This is a genomic window from Streptomyces sp. NPDC001406, assembly GCF_042895285.1.
GTDB lineage: Bacteria > Actinomycetota > Actinomycetes > Streptomycetales > Streptomycetaceae > Streptomyces.
In genome coordinates this window covers 246,371-265,525 of the sequence record NZ_JBIAWG010000007.1, presented here as the reverse complement: position 1 = coordinate 265,525, position 19,155 = coordinate 246,371, and the positions used below count along the sequence as shown (strand labels likewise).

Here is a 19,155-nt window from a genome sequence, read left to right as displayed (position 1 = left end):
GGGCGTTTTCTGGAAGTGTCCGGCGGTAAAGCGAGAGCGCCCGGGGCCACGGCAACAGACCGTTGGCCCGCGCCTACTTGTGCGCCCCCCCGGGTAGCGGCCCGCCGTCGCCGCCGTCATCACAGTCCGATGCGGAGGTGACCGAGGTGAAAGCGGTCGTATACGAGGAGCCTTTCCACGTGGCCGTACGGGACGTGGACGATCCACGGATCCAGCACCCCAACGACGTGCTCGTACGCGTCACGTCGACCGCGATCTGCGGCTCCGATCTGCACATGTACGAGGGCCGCACGGCGGCCGAGCCGGGCATAGTCTTCGGACACGAGAACCTCGGCGTGGTCGAGGAAGTCGGTAACGGCGTGACGTCTCTGTCCAAGGGAGACCGTGTCGTGATGCCCTTCAACGTCGCGTGCGGATTCTGCAAGAACTGCCTCGCCGGGAAGACCGGGTTCTGCCTGACGGTCAATCCGGGCTTCGCGGGCGGGGCGTACGGATACGTGGCGATGGGACCGTACAAGGGCGGCCAGGCAGAGCTGCTGCGCGTGCCCTTCGCCGACTTCAACTGCCTGAAGCTGCCGCCGGGTGAACAGTTCGAGACGGACTTCATCCTGCTCGCCGACATCTTCCCGACCGGATACCACGGATGCGAACTCGCCAAGGTCATACCCGGCGAGAGCGTGGCCGTGTACGGCGCCGGGCCCGTGGGACTGATGGCCGCCTACTCCGCGCTGCTGCGCGGTGCGTCCAAGGTGTTCTCCGTCGACCGGGTGCCGGAGCGGCTCGCCAAGGCGGCGGAGATCGGGGCCATCCCGATCGACTTCACCAAGGGCGACCCGGCCGAGCAGATCAAGGAACAGACGGGAGGAGAGGGCACCGACAAGGGCGTGGACGCCGTCGGGTACCAGGCCCAGGCGCACGACGCGAGCCACGAGGAACCGGCCTACGTCCTCAATGAACTCGTCGCGACGGTACGGGCGACCGGCATGCTCGGCGTACCGGGCCTGTACGTGCCGTCCGACCCGGGCGGACCCGACGAACACGCAAGGCACGGCCAGCTCCTGGTCTCGATCGGCAAGATGTTCGAGAAGGGCCAGCAGATGGGCACGGGCCAGTGCAACGTCAAGCAGTACAACCGCCAGCTGCGCGACCTGATCATCGCCGAGCGCGCCAAGCCCAGCTTCGTGGTCTCCCATGAGCTGCCGCTGGACCAGGCGCCGGAGGCGTACGAGAAGTTCGACAAGCGGATCGAGGGCTACACCAAGGTCGTGCTGCACCCCGAGCACGCACTCGCGGCGTAGCACCCACGCGGTAGAGAAAGGCTCCGGGCGCACGGGACATCTCCTGTCCCGTGCGCCCGCGCGTCCGGCTTGACCTGGAGTGCGCTCCAGCTCCTACCGTTCTTGTCCAAGAACCCGCATCGAACGACTGCTACGCGAGTGGCAGTCGAGGACGGATGAGCCCACATGAGCGAGAGCACCACCCGTGAAGAGCGCTTCGCCCGTGGTCTGAAGGTGCTGGACGGCGTCGACGGCGAGGCCGGCCGGCGGGTCATCGACTCGCTCGCCGACATCAACCCCGAACTCGGCCACCAGATAGTCTCCTGGGGCTTCGGAGAGATCTACGCCCGGCCCGAACTGCCGCCACGGGACCGCCAGTTGGTGACGCTGGGCATGCTCACCGCGCTCGGCGGCTGTGAGCCTCAGCTGGAGGTGCACATCAACGCGGCCCTGAACGTGGGCCTCACACCCGAGCAGATCGTCGAGGCGCTGCTGCACTCCGCCGGGTACTGCGGTTTCCCCAAGGCGCTCAACGCCACGTTCGTCGCGAAGAAGGTCCTCGCCGAGCGCGGGCTGCTGCCGCTCGGCCGGCAGCCCTCTGACGACTCCGCGGTTACTTCTGCCTGATCCGCAGGAAGGTGACGGAGTCGGCCGGGAAGGTGTACGTGAACCGGTCGGCGACTCCCGTGAAGGTGGACGTGACCGGGGCGACCGCCGTGGACGTCTCGGTGTTCACCGCGTCGGGATATGAGCACGTCAACGGGGCCTGCGCGGGGACGTAAGGTCGACGGCATGGATGCGCTGCCACGAGGAGGCGTTCCGCGCCACGCGTCACGCGGCGTGGGCGGGTTCTGGCCCGTGCCGGACGTGCTGGCTCATCTGGCCGGACGCTGGCGGGTGGAGCGGACCGTGCGGGACCTGGCGAGCGGCGACGAGGGGCGGTTCGAGGGCACCACGGCGTTCCGTCCGCTGGAGGGTGGCGGACTGCTGCACGAGGAGTCCGGCCTGTTCACCTGGCAGGGCGTGCCCCGTCCCGCCGAGCGGACCCTGCGCTTCCTGCCCGGAAGGACGCCGGGCACCGCGGACGTCCGCTTCGCCGACGGGCGGCCCTTCCACGACCTGGACCTGACCTCCGGCCGGCACATCACCGACCACCCCTGCTCCGCGGACCTCTACCGGGGCGAGTTCACCGTCCGGGACGCGGACCACTGGCGGACGGTGTGGCATGTCGCCGGCCCCACGAAGGACCTGGTGCTGACCACGGACTACGCGCGCGTGGGCTGAGTCGCCACGCCGTCGAAACGGAGGTTCCAGCGGCCCGCGCGGCCCATGACGGTGGTCGTCGACAGGGGGCGGACGTCGATGTTCCAGTAGCTCGCGGGCGGCGCCTTCAGGACGTACACGAGGGCGGCGCGGATCACGGAGGGCTCGGCGACGGCGACGATACGGCCGCCGTCGTCGGCGGGGCGGGTCTCCAGCCAGCCGCCGACCCGGGAGATGAACGCCAGCAGGGACTCGCCCCCGTGCGGCGTGGAGCGCGGGTCGGCGAGCCAGGCGTCCACCGCCTGCGGCTCGCGGGCCATCGCCTCGCCGAGCGTGAACCCGCGCCAGCGGCCCATGTCGCAGTCCCGCAGGGCCAGCTGCACCAGGGGGTGGTAGCCCAGAGCGTCACCCGTGGCGCGGCTGCGCGGGGTCGGCGAACAGTAGCGCAGGTCGGCCGCGGCCAGGGGCAGCAACTCCCCCGCGGCGTACTGCACCTCGTCCCAGCCCGCCTGGTCCAGCGGGCGGTCGTCCTGAAAGCGCTCCGCGAGCCGCGGCGAGCTGCGCGCGGCGGCGACGAACGTGACCCGAAGTTGCATGCGGAGATGGTCTGCCGCGCAAGTACACAGGTCAAGGGGCGTTGCATGCCGGTTACCCGAGGTTTGCAAATCCTTACTGCGAGGTCAGGATCTGCCGGACAAGTCAGGAGAAAACAAGGTCATTTCGCGTCACCGGATGTCTCGAAGTACAGCGCCATCCACTGGTCCGGCCGTTCGAGCGGGGCGAAGCCGAGCTTCTCGTAGACGCCGTGCGCGTCGTGGGTCGCGAGCAGCACGCGCCGCAGTCCGTACGACCGCAGGTGTTCGCGGATCCCCCCGACCAGTGCCGTGCCGATGCCCTTCCCACGCACCGACGGGTCGACGTAGACATCGGCCAGCCAGCCGAACAGCGCCCGGTCGGTCACCACGCGCGCGTACGCCACCTGCTCCCCCGAGGCCGTCTCGTACACCCCGAAATTGAGCGACGCCGCCATCGCATGATCCTGCTTCTCCCGCGAGCGCCCGACCGCCCAGTACGCGTCGGTCGACAGCCAGCGGTGAACACGGCCGACGTCGACGCGATCGGTGTCGGCGGAGAACTCATAGCCCTCGGGCAGGTCAGCTGCATCGCTCATGCGGGGGATCCTCGCAACTCGGCCGGGTCGGCGTCGAACGGATTCCGGGGAAGCACCTCGTCGCACGCCGCCCGCAAGCGCCGTACTCCCTCGGTGATCTCGCCCGTCCCCGCGACCGCCGCGAAGCTCAGCCGGATGTGGGCGGCGGGGGGTTCGGCGCTGAAGTACGGGCGGCCGGGGGTGATCGCGACGCCCGCGCGCAGGGCGGCGGCGGTCAGGGCCGGTTCCTCGGTGCCGTCGGGGAGGCGGAGCCAGAGGTGGTAGCCGCCGGACGGGATGTGTGGCAGGGCGAGTTCGGGGAGGTGGAGGCGGAGCGCGGTGGTCAGGGCGTCGCGCCGGGTCTTCAGCTCGGCGGAGACCGTGCGTAGGTGGCGTGGCCAGGCGGGTGAGCCGACGAGTTCGAGCGCGGCCTCCTGGAGGGGCCGGGGTACGAAGAAGGTGTCGACGACCTGGATGGCCCGGAGCCGTTCCAGCACGGGGCCGCGGGCGGCCAGGGCGCTGACCCGGAAGCTGGGCGAGGTCGCCTTGGTCAGCGAGCCGACATGGACGACGACACCGTCCGTGTCGTCGGCGGCCAGCGGACGCGGCAGCGGGCCCGCGTCCGCGTGCACCAGCCGTCGCACGAAGTCGTCCTCGATCACGAAGGCGCCAGCGGCACGGGCGATGCGCAGCACCTCGGCGCGCCGGGCGGGGGCGAGCACGGCGCCGGTCGGGTTCTGGAACAGGGGCTGGCAGACGAACACCCGCGCGCCGGTGGCCCGGAACGCGTCGGCGAGCAGTTCCGGCTTCACGCCGTCGGGATCCACCGGCACGGGCACGGGGCGCAGGCCGGCGGCGCGGGCGATCGCCAGCATGCCCGGGTAGGTGGGTGACTCGACGAGCACCGGGGCGCCGGGCGGGGCGAGCGCACGCAGGGCGGTGGCCAGCGCGGACTGACCGCCCGCGGCGATCAGCACCTCGGCCGCGCCGACCGCGCCGCCGATGCTCCGCGCGAACCACTCCCGCAGCTCGGGCAGCCCCTCCAGCGGCGGCCGCCCCCAGGCACCGGGGCGCCGCCCGGCGCGGGCCAGGGCCGCGGCCATCGCCCGCTCGGGCTGCAGCGAGGGGTGCAGATAGCCGCCGCTGAGCTCCAGTACTCCGGGCGGCGGGGCGGCCAGCGAGACCGTCACCCCGGAGGCGTCCACGGTGCGCGGTACGAGGTCGGCGGCGCCGTCGGCGCTGAGCGCGACCTCCTGCCAGGAGGTGTCCCCCGTGGGCGCGGCCGCGGTGTGCGGGCGGGCGCGGAACGCGCCGGCCCCGGGGCGGGTGACCACCAGGCCCTCGGCGGCCAGCTGGGCCAAGGCGCGCGAGACGGTCACCGGGCTCACCCGGAAGCGCTCGACGAGCGCCCGACTCGATGGGAGCTTTCCACCAGGTGAGTAGCGGTCAAGTTCTTGTCGCAGCTGGTTGGCCAGTTCACTGACACTGCTACTCTCTTGCATGAGAGCACAGAGTAGCGCTACTGCGCCGACGCCGGTAGCGGTCACCGTCCACCGGGAACGCCTGGAACGCCCCGGCCTGGGCACCGTCCAGGCGGCCCTGGGCGTCACCGCCTTCTCCCTCACCTTTCCCGCCACCGCATGGGGTCTGGAGAGCTTCGGCCCCTGGTCTCTGGTGTCGGTGCGCAGCGTTCTCGCGGCGGTGATCGCGGGCTCCTGTCTGCTGGCCCTGCGTGTCCCGCTGCCCGACCGCCGGCACTGGGCGGGGCTGGCGGTGGTGGCGGCCGGAGTGGTGTTCGGCTTCCCGCTGCTGACCACGCTCGCCCTGGAGACCTCCACCACCTCGCACGCCGCCGTCGTCGTGGGCCTGCTGCCGCTCACCACGGCGCTCTGCTCCGCCCTGCGCATGGGCACCCGGCCCTCCCGCACCTTCTGGACGGCGGCCCTCGCCGGCGCGGCCGCCGTCCTCGCCTTCACCGTCCGGCAGAGCGGCGGCACACTGACAGCCGCCGACGGCTACTTGTTCGCGGCGCTGCTGGTGTGCGCGGCGGGCTACACCGAGGGCGGACGGCTGGCCCGGGTCATGCCGGGCTGGCAGGTCATCGGCTGGGCGCTGGTGCTGTGTCTGCCGCTGTCCGCCGGCGCGGCCGCGCTCGCGCTGTCGTACGAGCCGGTGCGGCTGACCGCGCACGGCGTGGCCGGACTGCTGTGGGTCGCCGTGGGCTCACAGTTCCTCGGTCTCGTCGTCTGGTACCGGGGCATGGCGGCCATCGGCATTCCGAAGGCCAGCCAGTTGCAGTTGGCCCAGCCGCTGCTCACACTGGTGTGGTCGGTGCTGCTGCTGGGCGAGCACCTCACGGCGGCAGCTCCGCTGACCGCCGCCGCAGTGCTCGTGTGCATCGCCGTCACTCAACGATCGCGTTCGTGAGGAGGCCCACAGATGCGCGCAACCGTGGGCGACCATCTTGTCCAGCACGGCAGGGTGGTCGGCCAACACGACCAGGTCAGCGAAGTCGTCGAAGTGCTGGGCACGGAGGGCAACCCGCCCTACCGCGTCCGCTTCCCGGACGGACACGAGGCCGTCATGTCCCCCGGCCCCGACTGCGAGGTCCGTCACCAGCAACAGGAACACCGGGCACAGTAGCTCAGCGCGGCGGGCTCGCCGGCTGCCGATAGTGGTCGGCGATCACCCGCGCCATCGCGCCGGCCCGGTCCTTCGCGACGTCCTTGGCGGCGAAGAAGACGTGCCCGCGCACCTCGGGGTGACGGGCCGCGAGGGTGAGGTGCCGGGACAGCTCGGCCGGGTCCTGCCAGGCCGAGGGCCCGCCCTCGGCACCCGCCTTGTACAGGGCCTCGCCGATGTAGAGCCTGGTCCTGGTGCCTTTGGCCACCTGTGCCCACCACCGCACCAGTTCGGCGTAGTCGGCGGCGGCGAAGCCGATGTGCCAGTACACCTGGGGGACGACGTAGTCGATCCAGCTCTCGCGGACCCATCTGCGGGTGTCCGCGTACATGTCGTCGTACGTCTGCACACCCGCCCGGGTTCCGGAGCCCCGTGAGTCGGACGTGGCGTTGCGCCACACCCCGAACGGGCTGATCCCGAACCGGGTGCCGGGCCGGATCTCCTCGACCCTGGCGGCGATCTCCCGCACCAGCTTGTTGATGTTGTCGCGGCGCCAGGCGGCCCGGTTGGCGAACTCGCCGCCGTAGGTGTCGTACGCTGCGTCGTCGTCGAAGCTCTGGCCGGCCACCGGGTACGGGTAGAAGTAGTCGTCGAAGTGGACGGCGTCGACCGGATACTTTGCCACGGCGTCGAGCATCGCGTCCTGGACGAAGGCACGGACCTCGGGCAGGCCCGGGTTGTAGTAGAGCCTGCCGCCGTAGGGCACCACCCAGTGGGGGTGCTTGCGGGCCGGGTGGCCGGCGACGAGTTTCGTGGGGTCGTCGTGATTGGCGATCCGGTACGGGTTGAACCAGGCGTGCAGCTGGAGGCCCCGGGCATGGGCCTCCGTCACGGCGGTGCCCAGCGGGTCCCAGCCCGGCGACCTGCCCTGGGTGCCGGTGAGGACGCGGGACCACGGCTCGTACGGCGAGGGCCACAGCGCGTCCGCCGTGGGCCGCACCTGGAGGAGCACCGTGTTCAGCCGGTCGCGGGCCGCCCTGTCGAGGTGGGCGATCAGCTCGCTGCGCTGCTCGGCCGCGGACAGGCCCTTGCGCGAGGGCCAGTCGCGGTTGTCGACGGTCGCGAGCCACACGCCCCGCATCTCGGTGACCGCCCGGGGACCCCGCGGTGCCGCCGTCGAACCCTGCGCCATCGCGACGGTGGACAGCGCCGCCAGAGTGAACGCCCGGCGGGACACTCGCACCATCCGCACACCCCCATACGCTCCGGATCCGCTCCGTCACGGATCGTCTCGCGCCCAAGGATGCCCCCACCCGGACGATCGATCATCGATACTTGGGAGTAACGTGCACGATCGGAGCAGGCGCCGAACCCGGAGGTCCTGCCGGAGCAGCCGTAGATCAGCGAAGGGGACGATGTGAGCGACATCGAGCGCGTCGGAGTCGTGGGCTGCGGCCAGATGGGAGCGGGCATCGCCGAGGTGTGCGCCCGCGCCGGACTGGACGTGAAGGTCGCCGAGACCACCGGCGAGGCCCTGGAGATCGGCCGTACCCGGCTGTTCAACTCCCTGGGCAAGGCCGCCGAGCGCGGCAAGATCAGCGAGGAGGAGCGGGACGCGACGCTGGCGCGGCTGAGCTTCACCACCGACCTCGGCGAGTTCGCGGACCGCGACCTCGTGATCGAGGCCGTCGTCGAGAACGAGCAGGTGAAGACGGAGATCTTCCAGGTGCTCGACCAGGTGGTGACCCGGCCGGACGCGATCCTGGCCTCCAACACCTCCTCCATCCCGCTGGTGAAGCTGGCGGTCGCCACCTCGCGCCCGGACCACGTCGTCGGCATCCACTTCTTCAACCCGGCCCCGGTGCAGCAGCTCGTCGAGCTGATCCCGGCGCTCACCACCTCCGAGGGGACGCTCGGCCGCGCGCAGCTCTTCGCCGAGAAGGTGCTCGGCAAGCACGCGATCCGCGCCCAGGACCGCTCGGGCTTCGTGGTGAACGCGCTGCTGGTGCCGTATCTGCTGTCCGCCATCCGCATGTTCGAGTCGGGCATCGCGGGCCGCGAGGACATCGACAACGGCATGGAGATGGGCTGCGCCCACCCGATGGGCCCGCTGAAGCTGTCCGACCTGATCGGCCTGGACACGATCGTCTCGATCGCCAATTCGATGTACGAGGAGTACAAGGAGCCGCTGTACGCCGCTCCCCCGCTGCTCCAGCGCATGGTCGAGGCGGGCCGGCTGGGCCGGAAGACGGGCTCGGGCTTCTACACCTACGGCTGATTACACAAGGTAGTCCACCGGCTCACACGGGCCCGGCACCGGCTGACGGTGCCGGGCCCGCGTCTTTCACACACCGTGTGCGCGCCGGGCACGCATATGCCCGTCGCACACGCTCCCCACGCGTCCACCAGGCGAGTTGACTCTCACGCGCATGCAAGGGACGAGAGACAACTACGGAAAGGAGCGGACCCGTGGCCGCCGATCCCGAGCATCCCGTGGTCCATGGAGAACTCGCAGAGTTACGTCGCCGCCTCGATGTGGCCTACGCCCGTGTCGAGGGCGGGCTGGCGCTGCTCACTCATCGCACGAAGGAGACCGCCAAGGAGTTGGAGGAGCTGAACACCCGCATGGTCTCGCTCGAACACGCACGCTGGCCACTGCCCTCGGTCGCCGCGCTCACGGCATTGGGAGCGCTCGTCGTGACGATCTGGCAGGCGCTGGCCCACTAGACATCGGCGAGCCTGAGGTGGTGCAGCAGGAGTAACGCGGCCGCCATGTTGGCGGCCGGGACCTCCCCACGGGCGATCATGTCCGGGACGAGTTTGAGGGGTACCCACTCCCGGCGGTCCGACTCGAAGTCGTCCACGGGATGTCCTACGTACTCGCCCTCGTCGGCCCAGTAGATGTGGTGCCGGGCGTCGGTGAGGCCGTTGGACGGCTCCACGCTCATGAGGTGGTGCAGGGGCCCCGGCCGCCAGCCGGTCTCCTCCTCCAGTTCCCTGGCGGCCGCACGCGCGATGTCCTCGCCGTCCTCCACGACGCCCGCGGCCAGTTCCCACCCCCAGCTGTCCGTGATGAAGCGGTGGCGCCACAGGAGGAGGACCTCGTTGGCCTCGTTCACCACCGTGGCCACGGCAACGGGCCGCAGCCGTATCAGGAAGTGGTCGAGGTGCCGGCCGTCCGGCAGCTCGACATCCGCGAGATTGACGCTGAACCAGCGGTTTGCGTACACAGTTTGTTCGTTCTGTTTCGTCCACTGCACGGTTCTGCCACCTTCCGCCGAGTAAGTGGCAATATCGCAGCAGGGACCCCTCCGGCCCACCGTGCGCCTACAGCGGTACGCGCAGTGCCCCGTCGATGAGTTCGGCGGCTTCAGCGGTTCCGGCACAGCCGCTGCGCACCAGGTGTTCGCGTACCGCACGGAGTCTGTCGCGCAGCCGCTGGGACTCCATTCCGCGGGCCTGTTCGGCCATCTGCACCGCCGTGACCACCGCTTTGTCGGCATTGCCCTGGCGGAGTTCGATCGTGCTGAGCATGGCGAGCCGGTGCACCCGGCCCCGGTCGTGGGCGGGATTGTCCACAGCGGCCGCCGCATGCTCCCGGGCCGCCGCGAGTTCGCCGAGGCTGAGCAGCGCCTCGGCCACCTGGACGTTGACCAGGCCCGGCTGGACATAGCCGGTCTCGTCGGGTTCGTGTCCGCGCCGGATGCGTTCGGCGGCCGTCTCGGCACGCCGGATGCAGGACAGCGCGCTCGTGCCGTCGCCGAGGTGGGCGTACGCCTTGGCCTGCATCGCGTACAGGTCCGAGGCGAGAGCGGGGGTGATGTGCTTGCCGGCGGCGCGCAGCGCGGCCTCCGCGAAGGCGACCGCCTGGCGGTACTCCCTCATGAACAGCGCCTGGTTGACGAGCAGTGCGATGACATACGCCCCGAGTCCCCGGTCCCCGCTGGCCTTCGCCAGGCGCAGGGCCTGGTGGAAGTAGCGCTGGGCCAGGCCGTGCGCGTCGGAGTCGTAGGCGCAGATGCCCGCGATCGCCACCAACCCGCCCGTGGCACGGTGCAGTTGACGGCCCGTGGCGTCGGTGTAGCTGCCACGCAGCAGCGGGGCCGCCTCGGCGTTGAGGAAGCCGACTATGCGCGTGCGCGTCGCTATGCCGCCCGCCTTGCGGTACATCTGCTCGTAGTGGGCGCGGGCTGCGCGCAGCATCGCGATGTCGGACGGGGTGACCCGGTGCCGGCCGCCGCGGGAGACGTCCACGTCCTCGGGCGGGTTCTCCCACTCCCACACCGGCATCACGGCCGGGGTGCCGGTGACGGCGGGCGCGCCCAGTATGTGCGGGCGTTGCTGCTCGTCGGAGCGCCACAGGGCGGTGGCGCGCTCCACGAAGCCGGACAGCGAGGTGCCGTTCGGCGTCGAGGGCTCGCCCGGCACGCCCAGACCGATGTCGTCGAGGGTGACGGGCCGGTGCAGCCGGACGGCCAGCACCTCGCAGATCAGGTCGGGCACCTGACCGCGCGGCCGCTGTCCCTTCAACCACCGTGCCACGGCGGTGTGTTCGTAGCGAAGCGCGAGACCCCGCGTCCGGCCCGCCTGGTTGACGTGGGCGGCGAGACCGGCGTGCGAGATCCCGGCCTCGTCCAGGATCGCGTCGAGCAGAGTGTTGGGCTGCATGGATGCCCCCCGGGTGGCCTGGTGCCGCCAGACTAGTGCGGTTCCGTTCACACGGGGTGTGAACCGAGTGCGCGCATCCGGGCTGTGCGCGCACTGTTGCGGAGAGTTTCCAGTCGGTTGACTGAAATGCCTCGCAAGAGGCCGGCCGGGCCGCCGGCTCCCCCTCGTACAGTGCGGTGGCCTGGCCGTTGGCTTCGGTGGTGCGACCGAGGGGCGGGAGGCTATCGGTTCGTTGTCGGCTGCGGGTTGGTGGGGGCTGGTCGCGCAGTTCCCCGCGCCCCCAAGAGCTCGTTGCAGTGCCGCCTGCTTCGGTCGTTCCGTACGACCAGGAGAGCGATGTCGTCGGTTGGCTCCCCTCCTGTGTGCCGGAGCAGGGCGGTGAAGACCCTGCGCAGGATTGTCTGGGGTGAGGCCTGTTGGTCGCGGGTCGCCTCCGTCAGGGCTGTCGGCAGGGAGAAGAACCTGCCGTGTGTGTCCCTCGCGTCCTCCGCTCCGTCCGTGTAGAGGACCAGGGACTCGCCGGGGAGAAGGTGGCCGCAGCGTACCGGGTCCAGGTCGGGTGGCAGGGGGAACGGGCCCAGGGGCGGCAGGGGTTCGGTGTGGGCGAGTGGGTCGACTCCGTGGGCGCTGAGCAGATACGGCCAGGGGTGTCCGCAGTTGAGTGCGCGGAGTTGTCCGTCCCGGCGGATCTCCAGCAGGAGCACGGTGACGAACTCCTCGGCCGGCGGGGTGTCGGGCTCCCGGCCGGTGGAGGGGTGTTCCGCGCGGGAGAGCTCACGCAGATGACGGGCGAACGCGCGCTCCAGGCGTCGTAGCACACCGCCGAGTTCGGGCTCGTCGTGCGCGGCCTCCCGGAAGCTGCCGAGGAGGGCGGCCGCCGTGCCGATGGCGGGCAGTCCGTGGCCGCGTACGTCACCCATCACGACCCGTACGCCGTGTTCGGTGGCGATCGCCTCGTACAGATCACCGCCGATGGCCGCGCCGCAGTCGGCGGACAGTTGGACGGCGGCCACACCCAGGCCGTCGAGACGCGGGGGCAGCGGGCGCAGGAGCACGCTCTGCGCGGCGCCCGCGACCTTGCGGACCTGCGTCAGCTCGCGCAGCAGCGCCCGACGGACATGGAATATCAGCCCGGTGCCGACCGCGAAGAACACGGCGCTGGTGACGATCCGCGCGCCGAGCCCCTCCTGCTGGGCGAGCGGGCAGCCGAATTTGTACGAGATCGCCACGGCGCCCCACACCGTGGGCAGCCCCAGGGCGAACACCCGGCGCAGCGACCGGCGCTCGGGTTTGCGTACGGCAGGGCGGTCGTCCGCCAAGTCCGGGTGGTGGACGCTTCTCCTGCGCAAGGTGCGGCAGGGGTGGCGGGCCCGGGTCCGGACCCACGCCGGCAGCGCCCTGCGGGCAGGCCCCCGTGAGTGCGTGTGGGGCCGCCTCCTGCGGGAAACCCCAGCCTTGATGCGGATCATGCCGATGGCCCCCCATGTAGGCCCTGACAGAGCAGACGGACCGACCCCGAAAGGCCGGTCCGATTCTTGCGACGTCATGACCCGAAACGGCCGGATCGCCCCGGCTTCTCACCCGAATGAGTGAGCATTCTCCGGACGCCTGCATTTATGCAGGTGGGAGAGGGTGCGCCCCGCAGGGGCGCGGGGAACTGCGCGACCAGCCACGGCCGACCCGCAGCCGACGGACAACCACAGTTCCCCGCACAGAGCGACCTAGCTGCGCAACGCCGCCCCGGTCCGCTCAGCGGCCAGCGCGACGGCCGCGTCACGGGCCGTGGAGGCCTCGTCCACGGTCAGCGTGCGGTCGGCGGCGCGGAAGCGCAGCGCGTAGGCGAGCGACTTCTTGTCCTCGCCCAGCTGCTCGGCGCTCTCGTACACGTCGAACAGCCGGATGGCCTCCAGCAGTTCACCGGCGCCCTCGCGCAGCGCGGACTCGACGTCCGCGTGCGGGACCGACTTGTCGACGACCAGGGCGACGTCCTGCGTGGCGACCGGGAACGTGGAGATGCTCGGCGCCTGCGGGGCGCCGTCGCCGGCCTGCTCCAGCGCGTCCAGGTCCAGCTCCATCGCGCTGGTGCGGTCGGGCAGGCCGAGGGCCTTGAGGACGCGCGGGTGCAGCTCGCCCGCGTGGCCCACGACCCGCTCGGTGCCCTCGGTGACGACCACGAGCTCGGCGGTGCGGCCCGGGTGCCACGGCCCGTACTGACCCTTGCGGACGACCAGCTCGGCGCCGGCCTCACGGGCGACCGTGCGGGCGGCCTCGACCGCGTCGGCCCAGTCGGCCGGGCGGCCCTTGCCCCACCAGCCGGCCTGCTCGCGGGCGCCCGCGAGGACGACGGCGACATGGCGCGGCTGCTCGGGCAGCGCGGCGTTCAGCTCGGCGAGCTCCTCGTCGGTCGGACGCCGGTCCACCGGCAGGTTCGCGGCGGCCTTCTGCTCCGCGGCCGGGTGGAAGACCAGGCCGGTCTCGAACAGCGCCAGGTCGTGCGTACCGCGGCCGTCGTTGCGGCGGAGCGCGCCGAGCAGGCCCGGCAGCAGCGACGTACGGAGCGCGGGCTCCTCGTCGTTGAGCGGGTTGGTCAGCTTCACGACACGGCGGGCCGGGTCGTCGGCGTCCAGGCCCAGCTGGTCGAAGACCTGCTCGGCGATGAACGGGTAGTTCGGCGCCTCGACATAGCCCGCGCCCGCCAGGGCCCGGCCGACGCGGCGGTGCAGCCGCTGCCGGTGGGTCAGACCACGCCCCGAGGGGAGCTTGGGCAGCGTCGAGGGCAGGTTCTCGTAGCCCTCCAGCCGGATGACCTCCTCCGCCAGATCGTTCGGCTCGGTGAGGTCGGGCCGCCAGGACGGGACGGTGACGGTCAGCTCGTCCTGCCCGTACACGTCGCAGCCGATCTCCTGGAGTCGCCGTACGACGCTCTCGCGGCCGTACTCGACGCCCGCGACCTTGTCCGGGTGGTCGGCCGGGGTGGTGATGGTGCGCGGCGCCTTGGGGGCGCTCACCTCGGTGACACCCGCGTCCGCCGTACCGCCCGCGAGCAGGACCAGCAGGTCGACCGTGCGCTGGGCCGCCGCGGCGGCGGCCTGCGGGTCGACGCCGCGCTCGAAGCGCCGGGACGCCTCGGAGGACAGCTTGTGGCGGCGGGCCGTGCGGGCGATGGAGATCTGGTCGAAGTGGGCGGCCTCGATCACGACCTCGGTCGTGGCGTTCTCCACGTCCGTGGGGGTCCCCCCTGCTCGAGCGGAGTCGAGAGCTTGGGGGAGGTCGGCGATCTCGGTGTTGGCACCGCCCATGACACCGGCCAGGCCGATCGGGCCGCGCTCGTCGGTGATCACCAGGTCCTCGGCGTGCAGCTTGCGCTCGACGCCGTCGAGGGTGACGAGCTTCTCGCCCTCCGCCGCGCGGCGCACACCGATGGTGCCCTGGACCAGGTTGCGGTCGTAGGCGTGCAGCGGCTGGCCGAGCTCCATCATCACGTAGTTGGTGATGTCGACGGCGAGCGAGATCGGGCGCATGCCGACCTTCTGCAGACGGCGCTGCAGCCAGATCGGGGAGCGCGCCTCCGGGTCCAGGCCGGTGACGGTGCGGGCGGTGAAGCGGTCGCAGCCGGTGGGGTCGGAGACCTGGACCGGGTAGCCGAAGGCGTTCGGGGCGGGCACGTCGATGAGCGCCGGGTCGCGCAGCGGCCGGCCGTAGGCGATGGCGGCCTCACGGGCGACGCCGCGGATCGACAGGCAGTCGCCGCGGTTGGCGGTGACGGCGATGTCGAGGACCTCGTCGACCAGCTCAAGGAGCTCGATGGCGTCCTTGCCGACCTCGGTCTCCGGCGGCAGCACGATGATGCCGTGGGTGCCGTCGTCGCCCATGCCCAGCTCGCCGCTGGAGCAGATCATGCCGTGGGACGTCCGGCCGTACGTCTTGCGCGCGGCGATCGCGAAGCCGCCGGGCAGCACGGCGCCGGGGAGCACCACGACGACCTTGTCGCCGACCTGGAAGTTGCGGGCGCCGCAGATGAGCTCCTGGGGCTCGCCGGTGCCGTTGGCCCGGCCGACGTCGACGGTGCAGAAGCGGATCGGCTTCTTGAACTCCGTCAGCTCCTCGATGGTGAGCACCCGGCCCACGACCAGCGGACCCTTGAGGTCGGCACCCAGGTGCTCGACGGTCTCTACCTCGAGGCCTGCGGAAATGAGCTTGGCCTGGACGTCGCGCCCGGTCTCCGTCGCCGGCAGGTCGACGTACTCCCGCAGCCAAGAAAGCGGGACCCGCATCAGATCTCCATCCCGAACGGCCGGGTGAACCGGACGTCACCCTCGACCATGTCTCGCATGTCTTCGACGTTGTGGCGGAACATCAGCATCCGCTCGATGCCGAACCCGAAGGCGAATCCGCTGTACTTCCCCGGGTCGACGCCGCAGGCGGTCAGCACCTTCGGGTTGACCATGCCGCAGCCGCCCAGCTCGATCCAGCCCTCGCTGGAGCAGGTGCGGCAGGGGCGGTCGGGGTTGCCGACGGACTCGCCCTTGCAGACGTAGCAGAGCATGTCCATCTCGGCGCTCGGCTCGGTGAAGGGGAAGAAGTTCGGCCGCAGCCGCGTCTTCATGCCCTCGCCGAACAGGGACTGGACCATGCGGTCCAGGGTGCCCTTGAGATCGGCCATGGTCAGACCCTCGTCCACGGCGAGCAGCTCGACCTGGTGGAAGACCGGGGTGTGCGTGGCGTCCAGCTCGTCCGTGCGGTAGACGCGGCCGGGACAGATCACGTACACCGGCAGCTCACGATCGAGCAGCGAGCGGATCTGCACGGGCGAGGTGTGGGTGCGCAGGACGACGCCGGACTCGGTGCCGCCGCCTTGGCCCTGCACGAAGAACGTGTCGGCCTCGCCGCGGGCCGGGTGGTCCGGGCCGATGTTGAGCGCGTCGAAGTTGAACCACTCGGCCTCGACCTGCGGGCCCTCGGCGACCTCGTAGCCCATGGCCACGAAGATGTCCTCGATGCGCTCGGAGAGCGTGGTCAGCGGGTGGCGGGCGCCGGCCGGTACACGGTCGTACGGCAGCGTGACGTCCACCGCCTCCTCGACCAGCACGCGGGCGTCGCGCTCTGCCTCCAGCTCGGCCTGGCGGGCGGCCAGGCCCTTGTTCACGGCTCCGCGTGCCTGGCCGACCAGCTTGCCGGCGGCAGCCTTGGCATGCGGGGGCAGGGCGCCGATCTCGCGGTTGGCGAGGGCCAGCGGGGAGGTGCCGCCGCTGTGGGCGACCTTGGCCTCCTGGAGCGCGTCGAGGGAGTCCGCGGCGGCGAAGGCGGCGAGCGCCTCGTCCCGCATGCGCTCGATCTCTTCCGGTTTCAACGCCTCGACCTCGACAGGGTCGTACGACTTATTCGGTGCCGACATCTCTTCCCGTGCTTCCGATTGGCTGGCGGATGGTCCCCGTGACCGCTTCAGGGCCGTATGCAGGACACAAAGGTGCCAAAGGCCGAGTCTAACGGGGTGGGGGTGGACGAATGCGCCCGTGGGCCCTCAGGCGAGATACGCCGGGGCGCCCACGGGCAAGGTAAATCGGAATTCCGCGCCGCCGCCGGGGGCGCGGCCGACCGTGATGGTGCCGCCGTGGGCCTCGACGATGCCCTTGACGATATACAGCCCGAGACCCGTGCCACCGCGCTTGCTGCCCCGCCAGAAGCGGGTGAAGACGCGGTTCATCGACTCCTCCGGGATGCCGGGCCCCTCGTCGCTCACCGTGACCGACGTACCGACGTCCTCTCCCTCCCGGGGGGACGCCGACTGCGTGATCTCAATCGTGACCGTTCCCTCGCCGTGCCGCACGGCATTTTCCAGCAGGTTGCTGAGGACCTGGTCGACCTTGTCGGGGTCGGCCCACAGATCGGGCAGCGGCTGCTCGATGCGCAGCAGGAACCGGTCGGCGGTCTGTCCGGCCGCGACGTACGCCTGGATGTGCCGGCCGACGGCCGCGCCCATGTCCACGGGCTGGCGGCGCACCTCCAGCCGCCCGGAGTCGATGCGGGAGATGTCCAGGAGCTCGGCGATCAGCCGGGTGACCCGGTCGGCGTCCGCGTCGACGGTCTCCAGCATCAGCCGCTTCTGGTCGTCGGTGAAGCGTTCCCACTTGGCGAGCAGTGTGGCGGTGAAGCCCTTGACCGAGGTGAGCGGGGAGCGCAGCTCATGGGCGACGGTCGCGATCAGCTCGGCGTGGCTGCGCTCGGTGCGGCGCCGGGCCTCGGTGTCGCGCAGGGACACGACGACCCGGCGGACCGGCCCGGCGGGTTCGGTACGGACGTACCGGGCCGATACGAGCACTTCCCGCCCGCCGGGCAGCAGCAGGTTGCGCTCGGGCTGCCCGGCCCGGATGGCGAGCCCGCCGTACGGATCGGTGATCTGCCACCAGCGCCGTCCTTCCAGGTCCTCTAACGGCAGCGCCTTCTCCAGGCGGTGGCCGAGGGCGTCGGCGGCGGAAACGGCGGTGATGCGGGCGGCGGCCGCGTTGAAGCAGATGACGTACCCGTGCTCGTCGGCGACGACGAGGCCGTCGGGCAGCTCGTCGGGGTCGATGCCGAGTCCGGCGAGATCACCGTGCCGGGGCGCGGGTACCCGGTGCACGTCCCGCCCTCCCGGCGCACTGCTCGTGCCGACGCTCATCCCCGCACTCCACCTCTCAGTCGGCATGGGGGGTCCCCCTGCTCACGCGCAGCCGACGCCTCGGGGGAAGGCCCCCGAGGCGGTCACCCTACTAGCTCTCGGTGACGGAGCGGCACCCTCCGGAGGCGCGCTGTGCACGGGCCGACGCGTAGAGACATACGGCGGCGGCGGTGGCCAGGTTCAGGCTCTCGGCCTTTCCGTGGATCGGGACGCGCACGACGGCGTCCGCGAGGGCGCGCGTCTCCTCCGGGAGCCCCCAGGCCTCGTTGCCGAACACCCACGCGGTGGGCCCGCCCATGGTGCCCTTGTCGAGCTCGTCGTCGAGGTCGTCCGTACCGGCCCCGTCGGCGGCGAGGATGCGCACGCCGGCGTCCTTGAGGCCCTCGACCGCCCGCTCGACGGGGACGCCGACGGCGACGGGCAGATGGAACAGCGAGCCCACGGAGGCGCGCACGGCCTTGGGGTTGTACAGGTCGACGGAGGCGTCGGTGAGGACGACGGCCTCGGCGCCGGCGGCGTCGGCGCAGCGCAGCACGGTGCCGGCGTTGCCGGGGTCGCGCACGTGCGCGAGGACGGCGACCAGCTTGGGCCGGGCCGTGAGGATCTCCTCGAAGGGCGTGTCGAGGAACCGGCACACACCGACCAGCCCCTGCGGGGTGACGGTGGTGGAGATGTCGGCGATCACTTCCTCGGACGCGAGGTGGATCCGGGCCCCGGCGGTCCGGGCCTCGCCCACGATGTCGGCGTACCGCTCGGCGGCCTCGACGGTGGCGAACAGCTCGACGAGCGTGGCGGCACCGTCGACCCGGTGCGCCGCCGCCTCCCGCACGGCCTGCGGCCCCTCCGCGAGGAACAGCCGGTCCTTGCCCCGGAAGTTCCGCCTGGCCAGCCGGCGGGCGGCGGCCACACGCGCGGAGCGGGGGGAGATCAGCTCGGGGGTGGCGGGGGGCATGGGCGTTCACCTTCAGCAGCTCGGATGTTCAGCGTGTGTCTCCCGGCAACAGCAGGACCCGCAGGCTCCAGCCTGCGGGTCCTTCAGTCACGGCGGCTCAGGGCCGGCAGCGTCACGCCGCCTTGGGGGCGTTGACGTCCGACGGCAGCGCCTTGTGGGCGACCTCGACGAGCGCGGCGAACGCGTTCGCGTCGTTGACGGCCAGCTCGGCCAGGATCTTGCGGTCGACCTCGACGTTCGCGGCCTTCAGACCCTGGATGAAGCGGTTGTAGGTCATGCCGTTGGCGCGGGCAGCGGCGTTGATGCGCTGGATCCACAGCTGACGGAAGTCGCCCTTGCGCTTCTTGCGGTCGTTGTAGTTGTAGACCAGCGAGTGGGTGACCTGCTCCTTGGCCTTGCGGTACAGGCGCGAACGCTGACCGCGGTAGCCGGAGGCCTGCTCGAGGATCGCCCGGCGCTTCTTGTGGGCGTTGACTGCCCGCTTGACGCGTGCCACTTGTTAACTCCTTGTAGCGGGGCCGCGGTTGTCCTCACGCGGCCCGAAAACGATTGGGTCCCGGTCCTG

The 19,155-nt window shown here is 71.3% G+C and carries 20 protein-coding genes; 7 read left to right on the top strand and 13 right to left on the bottom strand.

What is annotated here, in order from left to right:
• The first annotated feature begins 146 nt into the window (after window positions 1–146).
• Window positions 147–1,298: a glutathione-independent formaldehyde dehydrogenase gene (locus ACFY1J_RS19025; RefSeq protein ID WP_390710924.1), complete on the top strand. Its 1,152-nt coding sequence runs from the start codon at window positions 147–149 to the stop codon at window positions 1,296–1,298.
• Window positions 1,299–1,463: 165 nt separating this feature from the next.
• Window positions 1,464–1,904 (top strand): carboxymuconolactone decarboxylase family protein, encoded by a 441-nt coding sequence (locus tag ACFY1J_RS19020; protein ID WP_390710925.1) that lies wholly within the window; start codon window positions 1,464–1,466, stop codon window positions 1,902–1,904.
• Here ACFY1J_RS19020 and ACFY1J_RS19015 read toward each other — a convergent pair.
• Entirely contained in the window at window positions 1,891–2,013 is a 123-nt protein-coding gene (locus ACFY1J_RS19015; RefSeq protein ID WP_390711035.1) for a hypothetical protein, read from the bottom strand. The genes ACFY1J_RS19020 and ACFY1J_RS19015 overlap by 14 nt on opposite strands.
• A gap of 104 nt (window positions 2,014–2,117) precedes the next feature.
• Between ACFY1J_RS19015 and ACFY1J_RS19010 the strand changes: the two genes are divergently transcribed.
• Window positions 2,118–2,561 (top strand): DUF6314 family protein, encoded by a 444-nt coding sequence (locus ACFY1J_RS19010; RefSeq protein ID WP_390711032.1) that lies wholly within the window; start codon window positions 2,118–2,120, stop codon window positions 2,559–2,561.
• On the opposite strand, the gene ACFY1J_RS19005 is transcribed toward ACFY1J_RS19010, so the two are convergent.
• The 3 genes from ACFY1J_RS19005 to ACFY1J_RS18995 form a co-directional block, all read right to left on the bottom strand.
• A complete protein-coding gene (locus tag ACFY1J_RS19005) occupies window positions 2,543–3,136 on the bottom strand; it encodes a histidine phosphatase family protein (RefSeq protein WP_390710926.1) in 594 nt (197 codons plus the stop codon). The two genes, ACFY1J_RS19010 and ACFY1J_RS19005, sit on opposite strands and share 19 nt — an antisense overlap.
• Window positions 3,137–3,255: 119 nt before the next feature.
• Entirely contained in the window at window positions 3,256–3,711 is a 456-nt protein-coding gene (locus ACFY1J_RS19000; RefSeq protein WP_390710927.1) for a GNAT family N-acetyltransferase, read from the bottom strand.
• Window positions 3,708–5,192 carry a PLP-dependent aminotransferase family protein gene (locus tag ACFY1J_RS18995; RefSeq protein WP_390731550.1) on the bottom strand — a complete coding sequence of 495 codons (1,485 nt, stop codon included), beginning with the start codon at window positions 5,190–5,192 and terminating at the stop codon, window positions 3,708–3,710. Before ACFY1J_RS18995 ends, ACFY1J_RS19000 begins: the two co-directional genes overlap by 4 nt.
• Between ACFY1J_RS18995 and ACFY1J_RS18990 the strand changes: the two genes are divergently transcribed.
• Together ACFY1J_RS18990 and ACFY1J_RS18985 are read left to right on the top strand one after the other, a co-directional pair.
• Window positions 5,191–6,117, top strand: coding sequence for a DMT family transporter (locus ACFY1J_RS18990; RefSeq protein WP_390710929.1), 927 nt, complete (start codon window positions 5,191–5,193; stop codon window positions 6,115–6,117). The two genes, ACFY1J_RS18995 and ACFY1J_RS18990, sit on opposite strands and share 2 nt — an antisense overlap.
• Window positions 6,118–6,129: 12 nt before the next feature.
• On the top strand, window positions 6,130–6,333 hold the full coding sequence (locus ACFY1J_RS18985; RefSeq protein ID WP_363296739.1) for a DUF1918 domain-containing protein: 204 nt from the start codon (window positions 6,130–6,132) through the stop codon (window positions 6,331–6,333).
• 1 nt (window position 6,334) lies between these two features.
• On the opposite strand, the gene ACFY1J_RS18980 is transcribed toward ACFY1J_RS18985, so the two are convergent.
• The gene (locus tag ACFY1J_RS18980) at window positions 6,335–7,558 is read right to left on the bottom strand and encodes a glycoside hydrolase family 10 protein (RefSeq protein ID WP_390710930.1); all 1,224 of its coding nucleotides are present in this window, start codon (window positions 7,556–7,558) and stop codon (window positions 6,335–6,337) included.
• A gap of 171 nt (window positions 7,559–7,729) precedes the next feature.
• Between ACFY1J_RS18980 and ACFY1J_RS18975 the strand changes: the two genes are divergently transcribed.
• Together ACFY1J_RS18975 and ACFY1J_RS18970 are read left to right on the top strand one after the other, a co-directional pair.
• On the top strand, window positions 7,730–8,590 hold the full coding sequence (locus ACFY1J_RS18975) for a 3-hydroxybutyryl-CoA dehydrogenase (RefSeq protein WP_390710931.1): 861 nt from the start codon (window positions 7,730–7,732) through the stop codon (window positions 8,588–8,590).
• 191 nt (window positions 8,591–8,781) lie between these two features.
• Window positions 8,782–9,039, top strand: coding sequence for a hypothetical protein (locus ACFY1J_RS18970; protein WP_363296736.1), 258 nt, complete (start codon window positions 8,782–8,784; stop codon window positions 9,037–9,039).
• Here the strand turns inward: ACFY1J_RS18970 and ACFY1J_RS18965 are convergent.
• From ACFY1J_RS18965 to rplT, 8 genes are all read right to left on the bottom strand, one after another.
• Window positions 9,036–9,572: an NUDIX hydrolase gene (locus ACFY1J_RS18965; RefSeq protein ID WP_363296735.1), complete on the bottom strand. Its 537-nt coding sequence runs from the start codon at window positions 9,570–9,572 to the stop codon at window positions 9,036–9,038. The two genes, ACFY1J_RS18970 and ACFY1J_RS18965, sit on opposite strands and share 4 nt — an antisense overlap.
• Window positions 9,573–9,639: 67 nt before the next feature.
• Entirely contained in the window at window positions 9,640–10,980 is a 1,341-nt protein-coding gene (locus ACFY1J_RS18960) for a transcriptional regulator (RefSeq protein ID WP_363296734.1), read from the bottom strand.
• Between the two features lie 221 nt (window positions 10,981–11,201).
• Window positions 11,202–12,299, bottom strand: a complete 1,098-nt coding sequence (locus ACFY1J_RS18955) for a PP2C family protein-serine/threonine phosphatase (protein ID WP_390710932.1) — start codon at window positions 12,297–12,299, stop codon at window positions 11,202–11,204.
• 402 nt (window positions 12,300–12,701) lie between these two features.
• Window positions 12,702–15,254 carry a phenylalanine--tRNA ligase subunit beta gene (locus ACFY1J_RS18950; protein ID WP_390710933.1) on the bottom strand — a complete coding sequence of 851 codons (2,553 nt, stop codon included), beginning with the start codon at window positions 15,252–15,254 and terminating at the stop codon, window positions 12,702–12,704.
• Window positions 15,254–16,375, bottom strand: coding sequence for a phenylalanine--tRNA ligase subunit alpha (pheS, locus tag ACFY1J_RS18945; protein WP_390731549.1), 1,122 nt, complete (start codon window positions 16,373–16,375; stop codon window positions 15,254–15,256). The genes ACFY1J_RS18950 and pheS overlap by 1 nt, the downstream gene beginning before the upstream one ends.
• Before the next feature lie 126 nt (window positions 16,376–16,501).
• Window positions 16,502–17,638 (bottom strand): ATP-binding protein, encoded by a 1,137-nt coding sequence (locus ACFY1J_RS18940; RefSeq protein ID WP_390731548.1) that lies wholly within the window; start codon window positions 17,636–17,638, stop codon window positions 16,502–16,504.
• Window positions 17,639–17,729: 91 nt separating this feature from the next.
• On the bottom strand, window positions 17,730–18,590 hold the full coding sequence (locus tag ACFY1J_RS18935; protein ID WP_390710936.1) for a TrmH family RNA methyltransferase: 861 nt from the start codon (window positions 18,588–18,590) through the stop codon (window positions 17,730–17,732).
• Between the two features lie 112 nt (window positions 18,591–18,702).
• Window positions 18,703–19,086 (bottom strand): 50S ribosomal protein L20, encoded by a 384-nt coding sequence (gene rplT, locus ACFY1J_RS18930; protein WP_390710937.1) that lies wholly within the window; start codon window positions 19,084–19,086, stop codon window positions 18,703–18,705.
• Window positions 19,087–19,155 lie beyond the last annotated feature (69 nt).